The 23,649-nt window shown below is 44.7% G+C and carries 26 protein-coding genes and 4 pseudogenes; 20 read left to right on the forward strand and 10 right to left on the reverse strand.

All coding sequences use genetic code 11. The features are described from left to right. Positions 1-34 precede the first annotated feature (34 nt). The gene (lolA, locus tag E8Q33_RS07995; protein WP_136554034.1) at positions 35-667 is read left to right on the forward strand and encodes an outer membrane lipoprotein chaperone LolA; all 633 of its coding nucleotides are present in this window, start codon (positions 35-37) and stop codon (positions 665-667) included. Further along, positions 667-1,990 (forward strand): annotated as a pseudogene (locus E8Q33_RS08000) (replication-associated recombination protein A). Before lolA ends, E8Q33_RS08000 begins: the two are co-directional and overlap by 1 nt. A gap of 5 nt (positions 1,991-1,995) precedes the next feature. Here the strand turns inward: E8Q33_RS08000 and E8Q33_RS08005 are convergent. The 3 genes from E8Q33_RS08005 to E8Q33_RS08015 are packed head-to-tail and all read right to left on the reverse strand — an operon-like array spanning position 1,996 to position 4,313. Further along, positions 1,996-2,751, reverse strand: a complete 756-nt coding sequence (locus E8Q33_RS08005) for a class I SAM-dependent methyltransferase (protein WP_136554036.1) — start codon at positions 2,749-2,751, stop codon at positions 1,996-1,998. A 6-nt stretch (positions 2,752-2,757) separates the two neighbouring features. After that, complete coding sequence (locus E8Q33_RS08010; protein ID WP_136554038.1) at positions 2,758-3,750, reverse strand: cytochrome D1 domain-containing protein; 993 nt, start codon at positions 3,748-3,750, stop codon at positions 2,758-2,760. Continuing rightward, positions 3,750-4,313 (reverse strand): SRPBCC family protein, encoded by a 564-nt coding sequence (locus tag E8Q33_RS08015; protein ID WP_069296263.1) that lies wholly within the window; start codon positions 4,311-4,313, stop codon positions 3,750-3,752. Before E8Q33_RS08015 ends, E8Q33_RS08010 begins: the two co-directional genes overlap by 1 nt. A 200-nt stretch (positions 4,314-4,513) precedes the next feature. Between E8Q33_RS08015 and E8Q33_RS08020 the strand changes: the two genes are divergently transcribed. The 10 genes and pseudogenes from E8Q33_RS08020 to hisC all read left to right on the forward strand — a co-directional run bounded on the left by E8Q33_RS08020 (position 4,514) and on the right by hisC (position 12,036). Next, complete coding sequence (locus tag E8Q33_RS08020; protein WP_136554040.1) at positions 4,514-5,320, forward strand: ABC transporter ATP-binding protein; 807 nt, start codon at positions 4,514-4,516, stop codon at positions 5,318-5,320. Beyond that, a complete protein-coding gene (gene mlaE / locus E8Q33_RS08025; protein WP_069296261.1) occupies positions 5,317-6,099 on the forward strand; it encodes a lipid asymmetry maintenance ABC transporter permease subunit MlaE in 783 nt (260 codons plus the stop codon). Before E8Q33_RS08020 ends, mlaE begins: the two co-directional genes overlap by 4 nt. After that, positions 6,100-6,564, forward strand: a complete 465-nt coding sequence (mlaD, locus tag E8Q33_RS08030; protein WP_069296260.1) for an outer membrane lipid asymmetry maintenance protein MlaD — start codon at positions 6,100-6,102, stop codon at positions 6,562-6,564. Position 6,565: 1 nt separating this feature from the next. After that, the gene (locus E8Q33_RS08035) at positions 6,566-7,192 is read left to right on the forward strand and encodes a phospholipid-binding protein MlaC (protein ID WP_069296259.1); all 627 of its coding nucleotides are present in this window, start codon (positions 6,566-6,568) and stop codon (positions 7,190-7,192) included. Next, positions 7,192-7,485, forward strand: a complete 294-nt coding sequence (locus tag E8Q33_RS08040) for a lipid asymmetry maintenance protein MlaB (protein WP_247869976.1) — start codon at positions 7,192-7,194, stop codon at positions 7,483-7,485. The genes E8Q33_RS08035 and E8Q33_RS08040 overlap by 1 nt, the downstream gene beginning before the upstream one ends. 21 nt (positions 7,486-7,506) lie before the next feature. Continuing rightward, positions 7,507-7,731 (forward strand): BolA family protein, encoded by a 225-nt coding sequence (locus E8Q33_RS08045; RefSeq protein ID WP_069296257.1) that lies wholly within the window; start codon positions 7,507-7,509, stop codon positions 7,729-7,731. A 29-nt stretch (positions 7,732-7,760) separates the two neighbouring features. Continuing rightward, positions 7,761-9,046: pseudogene (gene murA, locus E8Q33_RS08050) on the forward strand (UDP-N-acetylglucosamine 1-carboxyvinyltransferase). A 1-nt stretch (position 9,047) separates the two neighbouring features. Then, positions 9,048-9,680: an ATP phosphoribosyltransferase gene (gene hisG / locus E8Q33_RS08055; RefSeq protein ID WP_211116129.1), complete on the forward strand. Its 633-nt coding sequence runs from the start codon at positions 9,048-9,050 to the stop codon at positions 9,678-9,680. Continuing rightward, entirely contained in the window at positions 9,677-10,981 is a 1,305-nt protein-coding gene (gene hisD / locus E8Q33_RS08060; protein ID WP_136554044.1) for a histidinol dehydrogenase, read from the forward strand. The genes hisG and hisD overlap by 4 nt, the downstream gene beginning before the upstream one ends. Continuing rightward, positions 10,981-12,036 (forward strand): histidinol-phosphate transaminase, encoded by a 1,056-nt coding sequence (hisC, locus tag E8Q33_RS08065; protein ID WP_136554046.1) that lies wholly within the window; start codon positions 10,981-10,983, stop codon positions 12,034-12,036. Before hisD ends, hisC begins: the two co-directional genes overlap by 1 nt. On the opposite strand, the gene E8Q33_RS08070 is transcribed toward hisC, so the two are convergent. Then, on the reverse strand, positions 12,033-12,707 hold the full coding sequence (locus E8Q33_RS08070) for a DUF4124 domain-containing protein (RefSeq protein WP_136554047.1): 675 nt from the start codon (positions 12,705-12,707) through the stop codon (positions 12,033-12,035). The genes hisC and E8Q33_RS08070 overlap by 4 nt on opposite strands. 158 nt (positions 12,708-12,865) lie before the next feature. Between E8Q33_RS08070 and E8Q33_RS08075 the strand changes: the two genes are divergently transcribed. Continuing rightward, a complete protein-coding gene (locus E8Q33_RS08075; protein ID WP_371413276.1) occupies positions 12,866-13,492 on the forward strand; it encodes a sulfite exporter TauE/SafE family protein in 627 nt (208 codons plus the stop codon). 3 nt (positions 13,493-13,495) lie between these two features. Here E8Q33_RS08075 and pyrE read toward each other — a convergent pair. The 6 genes and pseudogenes from pyrE to E8Q33_RS08105 form a co-directional block, all read right to left on the reverse strand. Beyond that, a pseudogene (gene pyrE, locus E8Q33_RS08080) lies at positions 13,496-14,136 on the reverse strand (orotate phosphoribosyltransferase). Further along, a complete protein-coding gene (metW, locus tag E8Q33_RS08085) occupies positions 14,133-14,735 on the reverse strand; it encodes a methionine biosynthesis protein MetW (protein ID WP_136554049.1) in 603 nt (200 codons plus the stop codon). The pseudogene pyrE and the gene metW overlap by 4 nt, the downstream one beginning before the upstream one ends. Then, a complete protein-coding gene (locus tag E8Q33_RS08090; RefSeq protein WP_136554051.1) occupies positions 14,735-15,883 on the reverse strand; it encodes a homoserine O-acetyltransferase in 1,149 nt (382 codons plus the stop codon). The genes metW and E8Q33_RS08090 overlap by 1 nt, the downstream gene beginning before the upstream one ends. A gap of 24 nt (positions 15,884-15,907) precedes the next feature. Next, on the reverse strand, positions 15,908-16,483 hold the full coding sequence (locus E8Q33_RS08095; RefSeq protein WP_136554150.1) for a YggT family protein: 576 nt from the start codon (positions 16,481-16,483) through the stop codon (positions 15,908-15,910). Further along, a complete protein-coding gene (gene proC / locus E8Q33_RS08100) occupies positions 16,476-17,312 on the reverse strand; it encodes a pyrroline-5-carboxylate reductase (protein ID WP_069296247.1) in 837 nt (278 codons plus the stop codon). Before proC ends, E8Q33_RS08095 begins: the two co-directional genes overlap by 8 nt. A gap of 50 nt (positions 17,313-17,362) precedes the next feature. Continuing rightward, the gene (locus E8Q33_RS08105; protein WP_069296246.1) at positions 17,363-18,058 is read right to left on the reverse strand and encodes a YggS family pyridoxal phosphate-dependent enzyme; all 696 of its coding nucleotides are present in this window, start codon (positions 18,056-18,058) and stop codon (positions 17,363-17,365) included. A 90-nt stretch (positions 18,059-18,148) separates the two neighbouring features. On the opposite strand from E8Q33_RS08105, the gene E8Q33_RS08110 reads away from it, so the two are divergent. The 7 genes and pseudogenes from E8Q33_RS08110 to E8Q33_RS15620 form a co-directional block, all read left to right on the forward strand. Continuing rightward, on the forward strand, positions 18,149-19,186 hold the full coding sequence (locus tag E8Q33_RS08110; RefSeq protein WP_069296245.1) for a type IV pilus twitching motility protein PilT: 1,038 nt from the start codon (positions 18,149-18,151) through the stop codon (positions 19,184-19,186). A 9-nt stretch (positions 19,187-19,195) separates the two neighbouring features. Further along, entirely contained in the window at positions 19,196-20,338 is a 1,143-nt protein-coding gene (locus E8Q33_RS08115; protein ID WP_136554152.1) for a PilT/PilU family type 4a pilus ATPase, read from the forward strand. 177 nt (positions 20,339-20,515) lie between these two features. Beyond that, on the forward strand, positions 20,516-21,367 hold the full coding sequence (locus tag E8Q33_RS08120; protein WP_069296243.1) for an OmpA family protein: 852 nt from the start codon (positions 20,516-20,518) through the stop codon (positions 21,365-21,367). A gap of 387 nt (positions 21,368-21,754) precedes the next feature. Beyond that, on the forward strand, positions 21,755-21,946 hold the full coding sequence (locus tag E8Q33_RS08125; RefSeq protein WP_136554053.1) for a CsbD family protein: 192 nt from the start codon (positions 21,755-21,757) through the stop codon (positions 21,944-21,946). A gap of 258 nt (positions 21,947-22,204) precedes the next feature. Beyond that, positions 22,205-22,774, forward strand: coding sequence for a BON domain-containing protein (locus E8Q33_RS08130; protein WP_247869977.1), 570 nt, complete (start codon positions 22,205-22,207; stop codon positions 22,772-22,774). 7 nt (positions 22,775-22,781) lie between these two features. Further along, complete coding sequence (locus E8Q33_RS08135; protein WP_136554055.1) at positions 22,782-23,243, forward strand: DUF2383 domain-containing protein; 462 nt, start codon at positions 22,782-22,784, stop codon at positions 23,241-23,243. Between the two features lie 82 nt (positions 23,244-23,325). Next, positions 23,326-23,649 (forward strand): annotated as a pseudogene (locus tag E8Q33_RS15620) (hypothetical protein); the annotation flags it as partial.

A 23,649-nucleotide genomic window follows, 5' to 3' on the forward strand; every position in this document is an offset into this window, starting at 1 on the left:
CTTAGTTGTTCTGAAACGATTTGGAGTAGAAATAATGATAAAACGCTGTGCAACACAGTGGTTGCTGTTAGGTAGCTTGATCCTGCCTTCATTGGCTTTTGCCGAATCAGCTGTAGATAGGCTCAACACTTTTGTAAAGCAGGTTTCACAGCTTGAAGCCGACTTTCAGCAAACTGTCATTGATACCGATGGACAGGTGGTAGAAGAAGCCACTGGACAGTTTTTATTATCCAGACCTGGTAAATTTCGCTGGGATTACGACACACCTTTTCCACAACAAATCGTTGCTGATGGTGAGCGGATCTGGTTTTACGATGTCGATTTAGAACAAATTACCGTCAAACTGCAAGATGAAGCCTTAGCTGAAACCCCTGCTGGATTGCTATCGGGAAATACCTTGCCGGAGGCGGAATACACTATCATTGAACTGGAATCAGAAGATGAACTGCAATGGGTTCGGTTGATGCCAAAAGAAAATGACAATACCTATCAAACCGTTGCCTTGGCATTCGATGCAAATGGTATCCGGGAAATGTTGATGGTAGATAGTTTTGATCAGCGTACACGACTGGTATTCAGCAATGTCCAAATCAATCACAATTTACCTGATTCAAGATTTCAATTTACTGCACCTGAAGGTGTTGATGTGGTGGGCGATATTCCCTGATGAGCCTGTTTGATAATCTGCATCCACAGGTTGGCCGTCCATTGGCTGACCGGATGCGGCCGCAGACATTGGATGACTATATCGGTCAGCAACATCTATTAGCTGAAGGTAAACCATTAAGACAGGCGATAGCCACCGGCCAGCCTCATTCGATGATCTTCTGGGGGCCTCCCGGAACAGGTAAGACCACGTTGGCCCGCTTAATTGCCGGATATTGTGATGCAGAATTTATCAGTATTTCTGCCGTATTAGCGGGTGTTAAAGAAGTTCGTGAGGCTGTTACCCGAGCCAAGCAACTGCAACAGGAACGTGGTCGACGTACCATGTTATTTGTTGATGAAGTGCATCGTTTTAACAAGTCTCAGCAAGATGCTTTTTTGCCTTACGTTGAAGACGGCACCTTTACTTTTATTGGCGCTACCACCGAAAACCCCTCATTTGAATTAAACAACGCGTTGTTATCACGGGCGCGGGTGTATGTGCTCAAATCCCTGGAAGTGAATGATTTAAAGCTGATCATTGATCGTGCAATGCAGGATGGCATTCGAGGTTTGGCGGGGCGTGATATCAAACTGGATGACCGGTTACGTGAACAACTGGCACAAGCTGCTGATGGTGATGGACGGCGGGTATTGAATCTGCTGGAAATCGCCATTGATCTGGCTGATAGCAAACAGCAAACCGAAGTTGATGAAACTGATCTGGCGGAAGTTCTTTCGGGCACGTTAAGGCGTTTTGACAAGGGGGGGGGAAGCGTTTTACGACCAGATATCGGCATTACATAAATCGGTTCGTGGTTCTTCACCGGACGGAGCCTTGTATTGGCTGTGCCGAATGCTGGATGGTGGCTGTGATCCGGTTTATCTGATGCGCCGCATTGTTCGTATGGCAGTTGAAGATATCGGTAATGCTGATCCACGGGGATTGCGTATCGCTTTGGATGCGTGGGAGAGTTTTGATAAATTGGGCCGCCCAGAAGGCGAGCTGGCGATTGCTCAAGCGGTGGTTTATCTGGCTAGCGCACCTAAAAGCAATGCGGTTTATACCGCATTTAAAGCAGCAATGCAGGATGCCAAAAACTTTGGTTCAGCCGAGGTACCATTACATCTGCGTAATGCACCGACCAAACTGATGAAAGAACTCGATTACGGTAAGGAATACCGTTACGCTCATGATGAGCCGGATGCCTATGCGGCAGGGGAAAATTATTTCCCGGAAACCATGCCGCAGCGGCAATATTATCAGCCGGTTAATCGCGGTCTGGAAATCAAGATTGCCGAAAAGCTGGCACACCTTAGAGAGCTGGATAAACAACGCCGTTAGCGAATTTAACGGGTGTAAATATCGTAACGGGTATTTTTGCTTTCGATACTGACATGCGGTTGTTGATTGGCAAAAAACTCAGCACCTTTTGGTCGTTTGACAGCAACTCGTTTCAAAGCAACTTCTCGCGACACATTAAGTAAATCAGAGCTATTGCTGTCAGGTCCTACCAGCCGATGTAAAAGCTGCATTTCTTTTTTGACGAGAGCGGATTTATCCCTTGAGGGATACATTGGGTCCAGGTAAACCACATCTGGTCTATCGGTTTCGAGAAGACCAGCTAGGTAGTCGACGGCATTTCCTTGATGTAATTGCATCCGTGAAATGATGTCTGTGACCTCATTATCATCCACAGCCCGATGTAGTGCATCAGCCAATAAGGCAGCCATTAAAGGGTTCTGTTCAATCAATGTGACCCGACAGCCTAAACTGGCAAATACAAAAGCATCTCTGCCAAAACCTGCTGTTGCATCAATAATATAAGGGGTAGCCCCTTTTTTAAGCCCAACAGCTTTGGCCAGTGGTTGGCCACGCCCGCCACCGAACTGTCGGCGATGTTGGTATTTACCAGTAGTGAAATCGATAAATACCGGCCCGCCAAGTCCTGGGACGCGGATTTCTAACCTTGAAAGTGTAAGCACCAGCTGAGCAATATTCGAGTCGAGCGCTGCGGCTTGCAAACCGCAGCGTTCAGCAATCAGTACCGCTTTATCGTTAAGCTCTGCGTCGGTTACTGCTAAAGAATGGATCTGTACGGTCACAGAATATTATTGGCTGATAATAAAATCGCCAAAGGCGCGGCTACCATCTCCGGTTTTAATATCTTCAATGCGTTTACCGGTTTCAGTATCAATGATGGAAACACTGCCGCTTCCCCAGTTTGAAACATAAAGATGTTTGCCATTGGCCGTAATATCAATACCTTCAGGACTGTCATCCACCTCAATGGTGTTAATGGTCTCTGCAGCTGCAATATCAATTACAGAAACGGTATTTTCATCCTGATTGGTTACATAAAGAAATTTGCCATCAGGGCTGCTTACAGCGCAGTAAGGCCATTCTCCGACTTCAATAGTCGCGATTACCGTAAGACTATCGGTGTCGAGCATGCTGACACTGTTGTCCTGCACATTGACGCTGAAAAGTCGTTTGCCATCAGCCGTTAATGCCAGGCCAAACGGGGCTTGACCGACTTCGACAGTATCAACAACTTGCTCAGTGACAGTATCAATAATGCTCACCGAATTATCATCACGATTAGCGACATATAAACGGTTTTGTGATTCGTTAAGGATCACGCCAGCGGGGGAATTACCCACATCAATACGTTTACGGATAAGTTGTTTATCCACTTCAACAACGCTGATTTTATGCTCATACCAGTCAGCAACGTATGCCAGACTGCCATCATGGTTAGTGGCAATACCGACCGGACCTTGGCCCACTGGAATCTGGCTGATCTCAGTTAATTGGCGAGCATCTAATACGGAAATATTCTGGCTGTCGGGGTTGGTTATCAATACACGTTGACCATTCTGGCTTAATGCCACACCAGCAGGGGCTGTTCCCACGGTAATAGTGCTGACAACCGCTTTTTTATTGATATCAATCACGCTGATGTCATTACTTAGCTGATTACTTATAAATGCATAGTTGGCAGGTTCTGCACATGCCGACAAACTAAAACTTGCAAACACAAAAAAAGCGACCCGGTTAAGGGTCGCTTTAAAAAATGCATTTTCGTTAATAGAAAAAAGCATTATTTCTCCATGATGTTTTTCAGATTTTCCAGACCGGCTTTATAAACTTCGGTCACAGCCGCAACTGCATCCGCATCAGCCTGACCTTCTGGTACAGGAGGATTGTCCATGAATGAACGGTAGAATTTTGCACGCCACATAACTTCTGTACCGCCATCAACTTCTTTTACAAACATCCATGATTTATAAGTTGAAACAGGTAAGGTGTAGTAAGGCGTATCTTTGCTGTTAAAAGTAATTGTTTTAACAACACTCATACCAGTGATTTTATAGATAAGAGACATTCTCTCATCATCAACTTTTTCAAGCTCTTCAGTGATAGTTGGGTTGCCTTCACTTTTAAGCGTCAGAACGCGAACATTGTCAGCTTCCATTTCCACGCTTTCAACAGCAGGATGCCATTGATCAATAGCACTAAAGTCTTTCAACATTTCCCAGACTTTTTCTGGGGCAGCATTGATAACAACCTTTTCTTCAACTTGTTGGCGAGTAGGGCCATGTGCGGTTGCCACTAAGGGTAGAGCAATAACTGATGCAGCAACTATTTGTAAAAATTTCTTCATTAAGATTCTCCGTTTGATCGGTAGTTTTACCACAATATCTGCAGGAACTTTGAGTCAGCATTAACAGAACAAGTTCCCGATACTTGAAATGGCGACAACACTTTAGCCGATAAACACTGGTTTTTCCACACAGCGATTTGACTTAACATCAGCGATTCAAGAAAATTAGCGGTCTTTATATTTGATATCGGCAAAAAATAATGGCACCACTGATCAAAATCAGGGATTTGCATTTTAACCGTGGCGACAAAGTTATCTTTAATGGCATAGATATTGATATCTATCAAGGTAAGGTAACCGCAATCATGGGGCCGAGCGGCACCGGCAAAACGACTTTGTTGAAACTGATCGGCGGTCAGCTGAAACCGGATAGTGGCACTGTTGAAGTTGATGGGCAGAATGTTCATAAACTGTCGCACTCAAAACTTTATGAGTTGCGCAAGCGAATGGGAATGCTGTTTCAAAGTGGTGCTTTGCTGACCGATATAAATGTTTTTGAAAATGTCGCTTTTCCTCTGCGAGAACACACAAAATTTCCGGAGTCGATGATCCGTGATTTGGTGTTGATGAAATTACAAGCCGTTGGACTGCGAAATGCGCGGGATATGATGCCCGCAGAATTGTCAGGTGGTATGGCTCGAAGGGTAGCTTTGGCGCGGGCGGTGACGCTGGACCCGATGATGATTATGTATGATGAGCCATTCACTGGTCAGGATCCGATTTCAATGGGTACGCTAGTCAATCTGATTCGACGTCTAAATGATGCGATGGGCCTGACCAGTATTATCGTTTCACATGATGTGGCTGAGACAACGCAGATTGCAGATGAAATATATCTGTTATCGGGCGGCAAAGTAATCGAAAAAGGAACACCAGAAACCCTTAAAACCTCTGGTTCAGAGTGGGTGAAACAGTTTTTACAAGGTTTACCAGATGGACCGGTTCCATTTCATTATCCCGGTAATGACTTTAGTAAAGACCTGTTGAATGCAGAGGAAAAACGATGATTGAGTTTTTACGCAGCCTTGGCCGTTGGGGGTTGAATACCTTTCAGCGACTTGGTCGGGGCCATATGTTCCTGGTGCAGATGATGGCAGGCATGCCCAGCCTGACATTTCGTTTCTCGCTGGTCATTCAGCAACTGTTTTATGTTGGTGTTTTATCGGTTCTGATAATACTCATATCCGGTCTGTTTGTCGGCATGGTCTTGGGACTTCAAGGTTATAATACGCTGGTTGACTTTGGGGCCGAAGAATCACTGGGTGTACTGGTCTCATTATCGCTGGTAAGAGAGTTGGGTCCTGTTGTCACCGCCTTATTATTCGCCGGGCGGGCTGGTTCTGCCTTAACTGCTGAAATTGGTTTGATGAAAAGCACGGAACAGTTGTCAGGTATGGAAATGATGGCTGTTGATCCGATGAAACGTATCATTGCTCCAAGATTTTTGGCAGGCCTGATTTCCATGCCTTTGTTGGCAGCCATTTTCAGTGCTGTTGGCATTTTCGGTGCTTTTCTTATAGGTCATGGCTTGTTAGGTGTTGATGATGGCGCTTTCTGGTCTCAAATGCAGGCAAAAACGGATTGGTACGAAGACATACTGAACGGTGTGATTAAAAGTATTGTGTTTGGTTTTGTAGTGACCTGGATCGCTTTATTTGAAGGTTATGACGCAACACCTACTTCGGAAGGTGTGGGGCGTGCCACAACGCGGACAGTTGTCCATTCCGCTTTTGCAATTCTCGGCCTGGACTTTGTTCTGACTGCGTTGATGTTTGGAGATATTTAAATGAATTCAAAAAGAAGTACCGAAATCCTGGTTGGCTTGTTTGTTGCTGCCGGTATTGCTGCCTTATTCGTCCTGGCAATGAAGGTAAGCAACTTAGGTGATTTTACCGATGATAAAGGCTATGAGGTTGTCGCAAACTTTCAGAATATTGGTGGTCTAAAACCGCGTTCGCCAGTAACAATGGCCGGAGTCAGAGTTGGACGGGTTACCTCTATCTCTCTTGATCCAGACACTTACGATGCCAAGGTCACGATTAATATTTACCGTCAATATGACAATATTCCGGTAGACACCTCAGCCAGTATTTTTACGGCTGGCTTATTAGGTGAGCAATACATAAGTTTGTCTCCAGGTGCGGATGATTTTTACCTGGAAGATGGCGACGTCATTGATTTGACTCAACCCGCAGTTGTATTGGAACAGGTGATTGGCCAATTCTTATACAGCACCGCAGAAGGTGATTAAGATGATTAATATCAAACAATTTTCAATACAGTTGGTGGCGGCAGGCTTTTTGGCGTTAATGGCTTTCAGCGCTTCAGCCCAAGCTATGCCAGAGCCACAAGCTTTAGTGAAAGAAGCATCAGACAATATGCTGAAAGCACTTAAGGATCACGAAGCTGAACTGGACCAGGATCCTCAGAAGATTTTTTCGCTGGTTCAGGAAATTCTAATTCCACATTTTGACTTTGAACGTATGGCAAGATTGGCTCTGGGTCGCAGCTGGCGTGATGCTTCAGCGGAACAACAGACAAAGTTTGTTGAGGAGTTCCGCCTGTTGCTGGTTAGAACCTATGCTACGGCTATGCTGGAATACACCAATGAAGAAATCCGCTTTTTACCATTCCGTGATGATGTTGAAAAAGGCCGGGTAAATGTGCCGATGGAAGTTGTTCAGCCAAATGGCCCCTCAATTCCGATGGCGTTATCGCTGTATAAAAACAACAAGGATGAGTGGAAAGTTTACGACGTTAGAATTGAAGGTATCAGTCTGGTCACCAACTACCGTTCATCATTTAATCGTGATATTCGCACCAGCGGCATGGATGCACTGATTGAAAACCTTTCCAAACGTAATGATCGAGCCAGATAATGAAGCTGATTTTTGATGAAACGTCAAAACGCATTCTGGTTGCCGGTGAGCTGTCTTTTGATACAGCAGTGAGCGGCATTGATATGACAAAAGAGCTGTTTGCGGAAACAGCTCTTCTTGATGTAGACCTCAGTGAGGTTACTCATAGCGATAGTGCTGGCCTGGCTTTACTGATTGAATGGATGCGTCAGGCACAGCAACTCAATAAACCGATTCGTTTTTTTAATATGCCTGCACAGATGCTAGCGATGGCTGAAGCAAGCGGCTTGGAAGAACTTCTTCCCCTGCAATAAATTTACTAAAAGTGGTGATACATGAAAGCAGCAGATATCAAAGCAATGATTGAAGCAGGCTTACCTGATGCTGATGTCGAAGTGTTTGGTGAAGATGGCCAGCATTTTGATGCACGGGTTTTTAGTCCGTCATTCTCTGGAAAAAGCTTGATAGAACAACATCGCGCTGTCAAAGCCACATTAGGTGACAGTTTTACCAGTGGCGCTGTACATGCATTGTCACTGAAAACCGGTGTCTCTCGCTAAACCAATCCTTTTTCTTCCAGAGCAAACTCATGGACAAATTAATTATTAGAGGTGGTGTCGCGCTTGATGGCGAGATCCGGATTTCAGGTGCCAAGAATGCGGCCCTGCCAATACTGATGGGGGCTTTATTAGCCGATTCGCCAGTGCGTATTGGCAATGTCCCGCACTTGCATGACATAACCACCACTTTGGAGCTGTTAGGCCGGATGGGAGTCACCCTTACGGTTGATGAACGTTCCGGTGTGTTAATTGATCCATCAACATTAACCATCACTGAAGCCGCTTATGATTTGGTGAAAACCATGCGGGCCTCCATTTTGGTGCTAGGACCTCTGTTAGCCAAATTTGGCAAAGCCGATGTCTCATTACCTGGTGGTTGTGCCATCGGCTCACGTCCTGTGGATTTACATTTGCGTGGTCTGGAGCAGATGGGCGCTGAAATCAAAGTTGAAAATGGTTATATCCGCGCAACCAGTGGTGAAGGTCTTAAAGGTGCTCACATCTTTATGGACCAAGTCACCGTAACCGGAACAGAAAACCTGATGATGGCTGCGACACTGGCTTCAGGTACCACCATTATTGAAAATGCTGCCCGTGAGCCCGAGGTGGTGGATTTAGCTAAATATCTAAATCAAATGGGCGCAAAAATTACCGGCGCCGCTCGACAACGATTCATATTGAAGGCGTTGAAAAGCTTAATGGCACGCATTATGCGATTTTGCCAGATCGTATTGAAACCGGTACCTATCTGGTCGCTGCAGCGATAACCCGTGGTCGAGTCAAACTCAAAGACACCGATGCCAATCAGTTAGAAGCAGTACTGCTCAAGCTGGAAGAAGCCGGTGCTAAAATCGAAGTAGGAGAGGATTGGATTACTTTGGATATGGAAGGCAGAAGGCCTAAGGCGGTTAATATCCGTACAGCGCCATATCCTGCATTCCCGACCGATATGCAGGCCCAGTTTACTGCGCTGAACAGTATTGCCGAAGGTCAGGCAACTATCGTTGAAACGGTATTTGAAAACCGCTTTATGCATGTGCAGGAAATGCAACGGATGGGCGCTAATCTTCAAATCGAAGGTAATACGGTGGTTTGTAAAGGCCAGGATAAACTGACTGCAGCGCCAGTAATGGCTACAGATCTACGTGCATCAGCCTGTCTGGTTTTGGCAGCTTTGGTTGCTGAAGGGGAAACCCAGGTAGAACGTATTTATCATATCGACCGTGGTTACGAATGTATTGAAGAAAAACTGCAGCAACTGGGAGCGCGGATTCGCCGTATACCGACGCAGGCAAGGACGGCGTCCAATGGCTGAAATGTTAACGCTGGCGCTTTCTAAAGGACGAATCTTTGAGGAAACCTTACCGCTATTAAAGGCGGCTGGTATTGAACCGCTTGATGACCCGGAAAAAAGCCGCAAATTAATATTAGAAACCAATCTGCCTGATGTTCGATTGATTATTGTGCGCGCTTCCGATGTACCGACCTATGTTGAATATGGTGGCGCGGATATGGGTGTGGCTGGCAAAGATGTATTAATGGAGCATCCTACTGCTGAGCTGTATGAGCCGGTTGATTTGAAGATTGCTTGCTGCAAATTGATGACAGCCGGTAAACAAAATGCAGAGCCTCCTCAAGGTCGTTTGAAAGTGGCCACCAAATTTGTCGAAAGCACTAAACGTTTTTATGCGGAACAGGGCCAACAGGTCGAGATCATTAAGTTGTATGGCTCAATGGAACTCGCACCGCTGGTCGGTATGGCCGATCGGATTGTCGATGTGGTTGACACTGGCAATACCCTGCGAGCCAATGGGTTAATTCCCATGGAACATATTGCGGATATAAGTTCGCGTTTGGTGGTCAATAAGGCATCGATGAAAACCAAGCATGCGCGGATCCAGCAATTTATTGAGCAGATTCGCAACGCAGTAAAAGAGCAGCAAAAATGAACCAAATGAGTGAATTGAATTTTCAGCAAGCCGATTTCTGGTCCAAGCTCTCTGAGCTATTGGCCTGGGAAGGTGTGTCTGATGCAGCAATTACCGAGACTGTTAGAAATATCCTGGCAGATGTAAAGCAACGTGGCGATCAAGCGGTGGTTGAATACAGTCAACGTTTTGATCGGGTTAAAGCAACCGCTATGGCTGAACTGGAAATTCCATTAACCCGCGCAGCAGCAGCATTGGAATCTATTCCAGCTGAACAACGTCAGGCTCTGGAGCAGGCTGCAGAACGAGTGCGCCGCTACCATGAACACCAAAAGCAGGAATCCTGGCATTACATTGAAGCTGACGGAACCTTGTTGGGACAACAAGTCACACCATTGGATCGTGCGGGCTTATACGTGCCAGGTGGTAAAGCCGCTTATCCTTCATCAGTATTGATGAATGCTATTCCAGCCAAAGTTGCTGGGGTGCAGGAATTGATCATGGTAGTACCAACCCCGGATGATGAAGTGAATGATCTGGTATTAGCGGCTGCTGCAATTGCTGGTGTAGATCGTATTTTTGCCATTGGCGGCGCTCAGGCCGTCGCAGCATTGGCTTATGGTACGGAAACCATTCCACAGGTCGATAAAATTGTCGGACCGGGGAATATCTTTGTTGCAACTGCTAAAGGCATGGTCTTTGGTACGGTTGGCATTGATATGATCGCCGGACCATCAGAAATTCTGGTGATTTGTGATGGCAAGACCGATCCGGACTGGATCGCCATGGACCTTTTCTCTCAAGCTGAACATGATGAAGATGCCCAATCGATTCTGATTTCACCGGATGCAGATTTTTTGCAGAAAGTGAAAGAATCGGTTGCCCGTTTGCTGCCCACCATGGAACGCAAAGCAATTATTGAAACTTCGCTGAAAAATCGTGGCGCAATGATTCTGGTTGATGATATGCAGCAGGCGGTTGAAGTCTGTAATTACATTGCGCCAGAGCATCTGGAATTGTCAGTTGATGAACCGATGGAAATGGCTAAACAAATTCGCCATGCGGGTGCGATTTTTATGGGCCGATATACACCTGAAGCTTTGGGTGATTATTGTGCCGGACCAAATCACGTCTTGCCGACGTCACGCACCGCACGTTTCAGTTCGCCTTTAGGTGTATATGATTTTCAAAAACGTTCCAGCTTGATTCAGGTGTCATCACAAGGGGCACAAAGTCTGGGTAAGATTGCATCAGTGTTGGCTCGCGGTGAGAGTCTGACCGCGCATGCACGCAGCGCTGAGTATCGTTTACAGGAAAAATAATGAGCCGCTTCTGGAGTGATTTTGTTCATTCGTTAGAACCTTATGTGCCGGGTGAACAACCACGCGGCCATAATCTGGTGAAGCTCAATACCAACGAAAATCCGTTTGGACCGTCACCCAAAGTGCTGGAAGCCATTCGCATGGCAACTACTGAACGTTTACGCTTGTATCCGGTGCCTGATGGCGGCCCGCTCAAACAGGCGATTGCCGATTATCATAATGTGCCTGCTGAGTGTGTGTTTGTCGGTAATGGTTCAGATGAAGTGCTGGCGCATGTCTTTAATGCTCTGTTCAAACATGGCAAGCCGGTGTTGTTTCCGGACGTCACCTACAGCTTTTATCCAGTGTATTGTCAGCTATACGAGATAGAGTCGGTTCTCGTGCCGTTGAATGCTGATTTTGAAATCGAAATCACCGATTATCAACGCGATAATGGCGGCATTATCATGCCTAACCCCAATGCCCCAACCGGCTGTTTAGTGTCACTGGATGATATCCGGCGGATGGTGGAAATGAACCGTGATTCGGTGGTGGTCATTGATGAAGCTTACATTGATTTCGGTGGTGAAACCGCCATTCCGTTAACTCAGCGATTCCCCAATCTGCTGGTCACTCAAACATTGTCTAAATCACGCTCCCTGGCTGGAATGCGTATCGGCTTTGCCATAGGACATCCTGAGTTAATTGAAGCATTGGTCAGAGTCAAAGACAGCTTTAATTCTTATCCACTCGATAGTCTGGCGATTGCTGCCGGCGTCGCAGCGTATCAGGATGAAGCTTACTTTAAACAATGCCAGCAGCAAGTGATTACCGAGCGTGAATGGTTAACACAATCGTTACAGGAATTGGGCTTTGAGGTGTTGCCCTCAGCAGCAAATTTTGTCTTTACCCGTCATCCTCAGCATGATGCCGCTACTTTGGCTGCCGGATTACGCGATAAAGGTGTGATTGTTCGGCACTTTAAAAAGCCGAGAATTGATCAGTTTTTACGGATCAGTATTGGTAACCACACTGAAAATCAGTTGTTAATGAGTCAACTGGATTTGCTGATTTAATCGCTAGCAGGGGATGAACCTAATAGTTCGCGCAGCCGTTGTAAATCCAATTCATATTGCTGTTTAAGGGTGGTAATTTCTGTTTGTAATTGATCTATAGTTGATTGATTGTTGTCCAGCTCCTGCTGCGCTGCCTGCAGGCGACTTTTCAGGTTTTCACTAAGACCAACACCGCTTAATTCATTATCCGCAGCTTGTCGTTGTGCTTGCTGTAAGCGCTGTTGTAAACCTTTGCGTTTACCGTTCAATACTTCCAAACGTTTTTCACGGTATAGCAGATCTTTATCGCGTTCATTCAACAAATCCTGTTCTGATTGATAGGCCGATAACAAGTTATGATCGTAGATAGCACGTTTACGACGTTCTTCCGCTGCTATTTTGGCAGCTTGCTCAGCTTGTTTCTGTGCCTCTAAATCCAGTTTTCTTTGCTTATCTCGTTCAATAATTTGCGCTTCAGTTAAGGCAGGCGGCACCCGCTGAATAACTCGCATCGATTTCTCATCCAGAATATCGTAACCTTGCTGGGCAACTTCAGGCGGCAAGGTTTTACTGATAGTTGGAATACCACTTTCATCAGTAAAACGGTAAAGTTGTGCCGCGGATGCAGTAGTGGCAATAAACAATGTCGCGCTTAGCATCGACGCCAGTACAAAGCGTATTGAAATCATCATTATTTCCCAGAGAGCCTTGTTAATTTGAGCTTTGTTGAACATTTTATTCTGTTTGTTATTTCTTTGCTGGCAAATACTTTTTCGGCATTGAGTGGCGGCGGTGCAGGTTTAATCCAGTTTCCGGTACTGATTTTCCTAGGCTAACCTTCTCTGTAGCCTTGGCAACGCATAAAGTGGCCAGTGTCGCTCTGGGATTAGGCGCAGCTTTACGTTATATCTCAACCAGTCGGCTGGAACGTCATTTTGTCGTTTTACTGTTAGTGGCTGGGCTGCCGGGAGTGGTGATTGGCGGCAGTGTGATCCTAATGGTGCCAGACAGAATCGCAGAGATTGCCTTAGGGATATTAACCGGTTCTTTGGGAATTTATTCGTTGTTTAAACCGGCATTAGGACAAATTTATTTACCGGTTCATCGCGAACGACGTGGTTATATATGGGGGGCGATAGTTCTATTCTTTTTGGGCATTCTTAATGGTTCACTGACTTCCGGAACCGGATTGTTTGTCACCCTGTGGTTGATATTATGGTTTGGCATGGATTATCAGCGTGCAGTCGCCTACACACTGATTCTGGTTGGAGTCTTCTGGAATGGTGCCGGAGCAATTACCTTGGGTATTTTGGGTGAGATCCGCTGGGATTGGTTACCAGCTTTAATACTCGGATCTTTTTTAGGTGGTTATCTCGGATCGCATTTAGCACTGCGCTGGGGCAACCGCTGGATCAAACGCAGTTTTGAAATCGTCACTTTGTTAATTGCAGTCAGATTGATTTGGGGGCCATTCTAAATCTCAGACCCCATATTTTTCCCGGTAAGCTTTTACAGCCGGCAAGTGTTGCTGCAACTCAGGGTTATCCTGCAGATAGCTGAGCAAGTCATTCAAACAGATAATGCTAACTACAGGAATATGATGTGTTTGTTCGACCTGCTGAATTGCAGATAACTCACCCTGGCCTCGTTCCTGACGATCCAGTGCAATGATGACACCGGCAGGTTCAGCACCTGCGGCACGGATAATTTCAACCGACTCTCCTACTGAAGTGCCGGCGGAAATGACATCATCAATAATCAACACCTTACCTTGCAGTTCAGCCCCAACTAATTGTCCGCCCTCACCATGAGCTTTTTTCTCTTTGCGGTTAAACACATAGGGCACATCCCGGTTATGCTGGTCAGCGAGTGCAACAACAGTTGTCGATGCCAGCGGAATGCCTTGTATGCCGGGCCAAACAATACGTTATAGTCGAGACTGGATTCACTAATCGCCTGAGCATAAAAACGGCCTAGGCGTGCCAGTGATGCACCACTGTTAAACAAACCGCTATTAAAAAAATACGGGCTAATCCGTCCTGATTTGAGGGTGAATTCACCAAAACGCAAAACACCGGTTTGTAAGGCAAATTCAATAAAGTCGTGTTGATAATCTTTCATGATTTTCCGTTATGAATTAAATACACCGCAATCTGACCGAACAGGTTGGGCAATAAACGTATACCCAGAGTATCTTTGTGTTCATGATTGACCACGCTGCGGTTAACCACACTAAAACCGTATTGGTCACAAATTTTTTCGAAATCTTTCAAAGTACAAAGATGGATGTTTGGTGTATCAAACCAGGCATTGGGCAAGTTCTTAGATACCGGCATTTTGCCACCCAGTCCGAGTTGAACACGGCATTGCCAATGACCGAAATTCGGAAAACCGATAATGCCTTGCTTGCCAACCCGCATGATTTCACGCAGCAGAAAATCCGGTCTTTTCACCGCCTGCAGGGTTTGTGACAAGATGACAAAATCAAAACTTTGATCGGAAAATTGCCCGAGGCCAACATCCAAATCGGCTTGAATTACATTGACGCCGCTATGGATACATTCGGTAAATTTGCTGTTATCAATTTCCAGCCCGTAACCGGTAACGTTACGTTGCTGAAGATGCTTTAACAAAGCACCATTTCCACAGCCCAGATCCAGAACATGGGCGTTATCGGGGATCCAATCACTGATTATTTGTAAATCAACACGTAAGGTCATCAGCCATTCACCTCTTTCGCGACTTGCTGCATATAGCTGGCAAAGATTTTCATATAACGGGGGATCGGCATTAGAAAAGCATCATGGCCTTGAGTCGCCTCAATCTCGGCATAACTGACAGACTTGCCAGCACTGAGCAGGGCATTGACGATTTCCAAAGAGCGTAACGGTGAAAAACGCCAGTCACTGGTAAATGAAATGATTAACGATTTAGCCTGAATCGCTTTGACGGCTTGGGTCAGATCGTCATTAAATTCCTTGGCCGGATCAAAATAATCCAAGGCCTTGGTCATCAATAAATAGGTATTGGCATCAAAGCGCTCGACAAAGCTGATGCTTTGATAACGCAAATAACTTTCGATTTGGAATTCAACATCATAACCATATTGAATTTTGCCACTACGCAATTCGCGGCCAAATTTTTCTCCCATCGCTTCATCAGAAAGATAGGTGATATGTCCCAACATTCGGGCGAGGCCTAATCCTTGCCGAGGCACGGTATTAAATTCCTGATAACGACCTTGGTGAAATTCCGGATCAGATTTAATGGCGGTGCGGGCGACTTCATTAAAGGCAATATTCTGTGCTGATAGTTTGGGTGCTGCAGCAATAACCAGAACATGGGCAACCCGATCTGGTAACGATATAGCCCAATGCAAAGCCTGCATCCCACCCAGACTACCGCCAACAACGGCAGCCCATTTCTGAATACCTAATGAATCCGCTAGGATCGCCTGGCTTTTAACCCAGTCAGTTACTGTCACAATCGGAAAATCAGGTCCGTATAATTTGCCTGTTTCCGGATTAATGGTATTCGGGCCAGATGAGCCTTTACAGCCACCCAGATTATTGGGACAAACTACAAAAAAATGATTGGTATCGATAGCTTTACCAGGACCAATCGCACTGTCCCACCAGCCTGGTTTGCGTTCTTCCAGAGAATTAAACCCGGCAGCATGATGATCCCCCGACAACGCATGGCAAATCAATACGGCATTGCTTTTATCAGTATTTAACTGGCCATAGGTTTCATAAATTAAATCAAACTGTGGCAGCGTTCGACCGCATTCCAGATCTAATGGCGTCTCAACATGCAAATGAGAAGGGGTTACCAATCCGACCGAGTCAGCTGGTAGGGAGTCCGACATAATGTGCTGTGTCCTATAACAAAATTAATATTGTGGATACACGGGGCCGAGCAGCAACGGCATCACCAGCATCGACAAAACCTGAAGACCTAATATGACTACTAGCGGCGATAAATCAATACCGCCCAGTAATGGCATTCTGCGGCGTACTGGTTCAAGTAAAGGGGCATTGATTGCCTGAATCAAATTGGCCACCGGATTATAACCTTGTGGTGCCAGCCAGCTGAGTAGAACTTCAATAATAATGGTCACGGTAAACAAGCTGATAAACAAGGAAAATAATTCAGCAGCAGTCAGTAATACCAATCCACTTATTGCAGGCCAGGCACCTGCCAGACTTAACAGTAAAGTCAGTTTGACCAGGGTGACCAGAACCAACAATAAAAACACAGCGGAATCAAATTTTCGTGAGCGTGGCATGAAGCTTCGCAATGGCGCACATAACGGTTCGGTAATACGAATAATGGTTTGTATTAAAGGATGAGTGAACGGCGTTCTGATAAGTGGCAGCAGCAAACGTACTGCAACAATATACATATAAAGTTGAAATAGCGTTTCTATCAGAAACATCAATGGATTGGAAAAATAACTGTTAGGCATGATGATCTTGTCCCAATTCATTGGCCAGCTCACGTGCCCGTAATGCTGCCGCAACTAATGCATTTTCAAATAAGCCGTGTAAACCACCATCTTCCAGTTCATGAATGGCTCTTTCGGTGGTGCCGCCTGGAGAGGTGACCTGTTTTCTCAAGGTGCTTGCAGGTTCACCGCTTTCCAGAGCCATTTTAGCGGCTCCAAATGCTGTTTCCAAACATAATAATCGCGCAGTTTCTTGTGGCAAGCCAAGTTCGATGGCGGCTTTTTCCATGGCTTCCATTACCAGAAAGAAATAGGCCGGACCACTACCTGATAAGGCCGTTACCGCATCCATATGTTTTTCATCCTGCAACCAGATGGCCAAACCACAGGCACGTAGAATGGATTCAGCCAATTCATGTTGCTGATGCGTGACATGTTCATTGGCAAATAAAGCCGTTGCCCCCGCTTCTACCAACGCGGGAGTATTTGGCATGGCACGGACAATAGACGATTGACTCTTACCCAACCAACGATTGATGTCTTCGATACGAATCCCGGCAGCAATTGAAATCATCAATTGGTCTGGCTGCCAATCAGCGCTTAATTCTCGTACCACATCCTGCAGTTGTTGTGGTTTTACAGCGAGAATAACTACATCAACACCTTCAATCGCTTGTTGATTGCTAGTAAAAGTTGTTACCGGATAACGATTCGTCAGAGTTTCAAGTGTTGCGGTTTGCATATCAGCAACATGGATGTTTTCAGCAGACATTCCATTGGCAATTAAGCCGCCAATTAAACTCCGCGCCATATTTCCACCGCCGATAAAGGCGAGCTTACAAGGTATCATTTAGGCTTTCTCCATTGGCATATGCTGTTAGCGGTGTAGTGTACTGGTTATTATTTATTGGGTGTATGTCTGTCGCCAAACAAGGCGGTGCCAATCCTGACCATGGTACTGCCTTGAATAATGGCTGCCTGCATATCTGCGGACATACCCATCGACAAAGTATCAACTTCTGGATGGGCTGATTTCAATTGGTAGAACAGTTGCTGCGCTCGACCAAAAGCATCCAGTTGTTGCTCTTCTGTTTCTGCAATAGCAGGAATAACCATTAAACCTCGCAGACAAAGATTATCCAACTGACTCACGGCTGCGGCGAGCTCCATTAAGTTATCGGGAGTTACACCTGCTTTGCTGGATTCGTTATCAATATTCACTTGCAGACAAATATTCAGTGCCGGCTTTTGCGCTGGTCGCTGGGAAGACAACCTCTGGGCAATTTTCAATCGATCAACACTTTCCACCCAATCAAAATGTGCGGCGATTTCCCGTGTTTTGTTAGATTGTACTGGTCCAATAAAATGCCACTCCAGAATTAAATCGTCTAACGCAGCGATTTTTTCCAAGGCTTCCTGCAAATAATTTTCACCAAAGCGTGATTGACCTGCTTCAGCTAATTCACGAAGTCGAGAAGCTGGCCAGGTTTTACTGACCGCCAGTAATTTAACGGAACCTTCGGGACGGTTCGCACGTTGTTCTGCCGATTTGATGAAGTTCATCACAGATTGCAGGCGTGTTTTTGAATTTGTCATGTTGCAAGCCAGTCAGGAGCGCGCTACCTTTAGCGGTATTCGCTATGTTGTCAGGGACAGGTAGCTGTCGTTATTGAATAAGGAATGTGCATGGATATTACTGAATTGCTGACCTTTAGTGCAAAAAACAATGCGTCGGATTTGCACATTTCCGCTGGTGAACCGCCGATGATTCGTGTTGATGGTGATATTAAACGCATCAATTTGCCAGCGATGGACCATAAAGAAGTCCACGCCATGGTATATGACATCATGAATGATCGTCAGCGTAAGGATTTTGAAGAGTTTCTCGAGGCTGACTTTTCGTTTGAGATCCCTAATCTGGCGCGTTTCCGGGTTAATGTATTCAACCAGAATCGTGGTGCTGCTGCGGTTTTCCGGACCATTCCCTCGACTGTTTTGACGCTGGAAGAATTAGGTGCACCGGAGATTTTCAAACAGATTTCGGATAATAATCGAGGCATTGTGCTGGTGACCGGTCCTACCGGTTCCGGTAAGTCAACAACGTTAGCGGCGATGATTAATTATCGAAATGAAAAAGATAACGAACATATCCTAACCATTGAAGATCCAATTGAATTCGTTCATCGCAGTAAAAAATGTTTGATTAATCAGCGTGAAGTTCATCGCGATACCCATGGTTTCAGTGAAGCGTTACGAAGTGCTTTGCGGGAGGATCCCGATATCATCCTGGTGGGTGAGTTACGTGATTTGGAAACCATCCGCTTGGCGCTCACCGCCGCAGAAACGGGTCACTTGGTGTTTGGCACTCTCCATACTTCTTCGGCGGCAAAAACCATTGACCGCATTATCGACGTGTTCCCGGCTGCTGAAAAGGACATGGTACGTTCAATGTTGTCAGAATCGTTACGCGCTGTTATCTCTCAAACCCTATTGAAAAAAGTAGGTGGTGGCCGAATCGCTGCGCATGAAATCATGATCGGCACTCCGGCAATCCGTAATTTAATTCGAGAAGACAAGGTTCCACAGATGTATTCTTCGATTCAAACCGGAGGGGCTTTAGGTATGCAGACTTTGGATCAATGTTTACAGGATTTGATACGCCGGCAACAAATCACTAAGCATGAAGCCTTACCACGTGCCGTGAATAAGGATTTGTTCCGTTAGGAGAACATGATGGAAATTGTCACAATTCTTAAAGCGGCAGTGAAACACGAGGCCTCTGATATCTTTATCACCTCAGGCCGACCAGCTACATTAAAAGTAAATGGCCGAATGGCTACACTTTCTCAGGAACCTTTAACTGAAGAAGAAGCGCGTGAACTGGTGTTAAGTACCATGAACGATGAACAAAAACGCACTTTTGAACGTGATAAAGAATGCAATTACGCGATAGATACTAAAGGAGCCGGACGTTTCCGGGTAAGCGCACTTTATCAGCGTAGTCGGATTGCCATGGTGCTGCGACTGGTTAAAGGTGAGATACCTACTATTGAAGAGTTGCATGTTCCTGAGATCATCAAAGAGCTTGCCATGACAAAACGCGGACTAGTGATGTTTGTCGGTGCAACGGGAAGTGGTAAATCAACAACGCTGGCTGCAATGATTGGCTATCGTAATCAAAATAGTACCGGACATATTTTAACTATCGAAGACCCGATAGAGTTTGATCACAAGCATGCCGGGTGTGTAGTTACGCAACGTGAAGTTGGCGTAGATACTGACTCCTACGAAATTGCGTTAAAGAACTCATTACGACAAGCGCCTGATGTCATTATGATCGGTGAAATCCGTAGCCGAGATACGATGGATTACGGTATTTCCTTTGCTGAGACCGGTCATTTATGTCTTTCAACATTGCATGCTAACAATGCCAATCAGGCTATGGAGCGGGTAATTAACTTTTTCCCAGAAGATCGGCACCAGCAATTGTTTTTGGATTTGTCTCTCAATCTGAAAGCGGTCGTCGCACAACGCTTGATTCCCAAAAAAGACGGATCAGGGCGTGCGGTGGCTGTAGAGGTTTTATTAAACACGCCGCTGGTCGGGGATCTCATTGAAAAAGGCAAGGTCGCTGAAATCAAGGACGTTATGAAGCGTTCTCGTGAGTTGGGAATGCAGACTTTTGACCAATCATTGTATGATTTATATAAAGCGGGTGAAATTTCCTACGAAGATGCGCTGCGAAATGCAGACTCAAGTAATGAAGTCAGGCTAATGATAAAATTAGGTTCCGATAGTGGTGAACCCCCAGCAGAAGCCGGTGCCCAAGCTTTATCCCTCGAAACAGAAACCGAAACTATGGGTACGCGTTTTTAGTTTTTCAGGGATTTTAAAAAAAGGTAAATATGTCTTTTTTTTAATATGTTACACTTGAATTGTAAATCGTAATATTATGATTCCTAAGTACAGAAACCCTAATGTGTTCAAGGTGTCAGCCTAGACATCGGCAAGCGATTAACAATACTAAGCAATAAATCTAAAGGAATAAAAACTATGAATATTTCAGTAAAATTAACCGCAGCACTGCTGACGATTGGTTTGCTGGCTGGTTGTGCAGGCCCAAATCAGCGTGCGTACGATAACTACACTTTATGTTCCGCTCTTGGTGGTGCTGTAGCTGGTGCCGCAGTTGGTGCCGTTTCAAGTGGTGGTTCAGGTGCAGTTGGTGGTGCAGCAGTCGGTGCAGCGTTGGCATTATTACTTTGCTCAACTGATGAAGCTAAAGCAGAAACAGTAGTAGCCGCAGAGAAAGCAGTATGTGAACATGAACCTGTTCCAGGTGCGTTACTTGACGCCCGTGGTTGTGCAATGGACTCAGATGGCGATGGCGTTGTTGATGGCATCGACATGTGTGCAAACACTCCAGCTGGTGTAACTGTTGATGAAGTCGGTTGCCCGATTGATTCTGACAAAGATGGCGTGCCAGATTACAGAGATCTTTGCCCTAACACTCCACAAGGTGTAATTGTTGATGAAGATGGTTGCCCGATTGCTGGTCAAACTATTCTGTCATTAACAGGCGTAAACTTTGAGTTTGATAAAGCTGACCTGACATCAGAAGCTCGTACTATCTTGGATGATGCTGTTACAGCGTTACTGAACACTGATGAAGTGGTTGAAGTACGTGTTGAAGGTCACACTGATAGCATTGGTTCTGAAGAGTACAACCAAAAGCTTTCACAACGTCGTTCAGAATCAGTTGTTGAATACCTTGTTTCTAAAGGTGTTAACGGTAATAACTTGATTCCAGTTGGTATGGGTGAAACCTCACCAATTGCTAACAATGATACTGACGCCGGTCGTGCATTAAACCGTCGCGTTGACTTTATTGTTAACACAAAATAACAGCATCTTTTAAGTTGTTACGGAAAAGGCCCTTAACCGGGCCTTTTTTGTGTCTGATGATTTTGATTTATAACAGGCAAGTAGCCGTTAAAATTTTCTTGGCGTTAATCCCAGCATAAATAAAAGTACTTAGTTAACCTACTTAAATAGGTTTGAAAAAATTACATCCAACCATGTTATTTCTACTAAGAATTTGAAATTTGTTTTCTACTTTTATCTTCAAATATTAATTAAAACAAATGTTTATATGGCTGGCATGATTCCTGAATCATCTTGATCGGGTTATCTCTTTGTATGAATCGTTTCATCAAGAGGTTTTATCTAAATCAGGATGCATTAAATCCTTAAGGGTAGGCTCCTAGATTTTTTAATTATGAGGATAAAATTATGAATAAAGATATTGCATCAGGTAAATGGACTCAATTTAAGGGGAAATTGAGAGAAAGCTGGGGTGATTTGACGGATGATGAAGTTGAGCAAACCAAAGGTAATGCTCAGCAACTGGCTGGCTTATTACAAGAGCGTTATGGTCTGGCAAAAGATCAGGCCGAAAAAGAAATTGATGCACTTACCAAATAACAGGTTTTTAAAAGTGCTCAATTAAATTATTAGCGTTTGATAACGCTTATAACGAAACGAAGGCGCCGACAGGCGCCTTTTTTATTGTATTTAAGGATCCTCAAACATGAAATTTTTCCTGACGACATTTGTAATTTCTACATGATTTATTAGTTCAATATGAGTGCTTTTGTTGTAAGTGTTTGATTAATATTTGTTTATCTGGTTGGCATGGTTATGGCAACAATAACTGTGTGACATCTTAAATTTAGGAGATAAATGATGAATTTTAAAAAGAATGCTTTAGCTGTTTTGACCATAACAACTTTAATGACAGCGCCTGTTATGGCCAATAATTCTTGGCAGGGTGAAGCAAAAGATGCTTGGTTAGATGGCAAGTTGGAGACGGCATTATTACTCAACACCCAGTTAAATAACTTTAATATTGATACTGATATTGATAATGGTGTAGCGGTATTAAGTGGGCAGGTAAAAAACCAAACCCAGAAAGATTTAGCGGGCGAGATTGCTAATAATATTGAAGGCATTACCGATGTGAAAAATAATCTCACTGTAGATGCAAACTATCGAAATGACGATTCAGCCGATAGTGATAATAAATCTTTCAGTCGTGCATGGCATGATATGACGGTGACTGCGGGTCTTAAAATGGAGTTTGCAGCGCATGATGAGCTTGAAGCTTCAGAGATCAGTGTTTCCACTGATAATGGTGTTGTCACTTTGAAAGGTAATGTGAAAAACGCTACTGAGAAAGATCTTGCAGTTGAAATGGCCAGAGGCTATGACAAGGTCGTGGACGTGAAAGATCAACTTGTCGTGGCAAACTGATCGTCACATGTTAAATAGCAGAGAACAACAGCTTATTCAGGAGTTGAAAAGTATCTGTGCAGATGGATACAGCTTCTACAATATGACCGCAAGGAAGGCGGTCAGTAGCGAGATAAGAATGTTGTTTCGTGAAATGGCTATGGTACGGGCTGAAATTGTTAATGATATTAACAAACGTTTTTCTGGATTAAAAAACTCAGAGCCTAGTACCACTGAGTTAGCTTTGACCATGCGAGCGATCTATAAGCTCGCATACGGAACATTTAGCGAGCTGATTAATAAAGAGCATCTCGCTGATTTAGAAATGATGGAAAAGCGATCATTAGAAATTTTTAAAATTTATGTAAGAAGAATGAATGATCGTCGAATTTCTTCATATTTAGCTGGTCACTTGGCAAATATTCAATTAAGTCAAGATCGTTTACAACGGTTGAAAAGCGAACAACCTCTGCAACGCCGAGTAAGTTGAAATTATTGGATCTGCTTGTAAAAAGAGGCTGGAAAATTATTTCCAGCCTCTTTATCTAGGTTAAGAAACCCGCGGATAGCTAATGTTAGACTCAAAATCAATTACTAAATTGATAACGAGTCTTATGCCTAAATTACTACTAATCACGACCGATGATGTCCTGTCAGCGACATTGAGTCATTTACTTTCAGCATGCGACTTTAGTCTAATTCAGGTAGCCGATCTTAGCGATCATAGTTATCAAGCAGACTTGGTAATCTATGCGCCTCAACAAGCCACTGAAGCTGACTGTAAGTTATTCTCAACACATCCATTACAAAACACGGCAGATTGGATTTTATTAAGTGATGGCCTGCCGAATAAATGCTTGGACATGATGATGACTCAGGGAGTGGCTTATCATTTA

It is taken from the genome of Methylophaga sp. SB9B, from assembly GCF_004832235.1.
GTDB lineage: Bacteria > Pseudomonadota > Gammaproteobacteria > Nitrosococcales > Methylophagaceae > Methylophaga > Methylophaga muralis.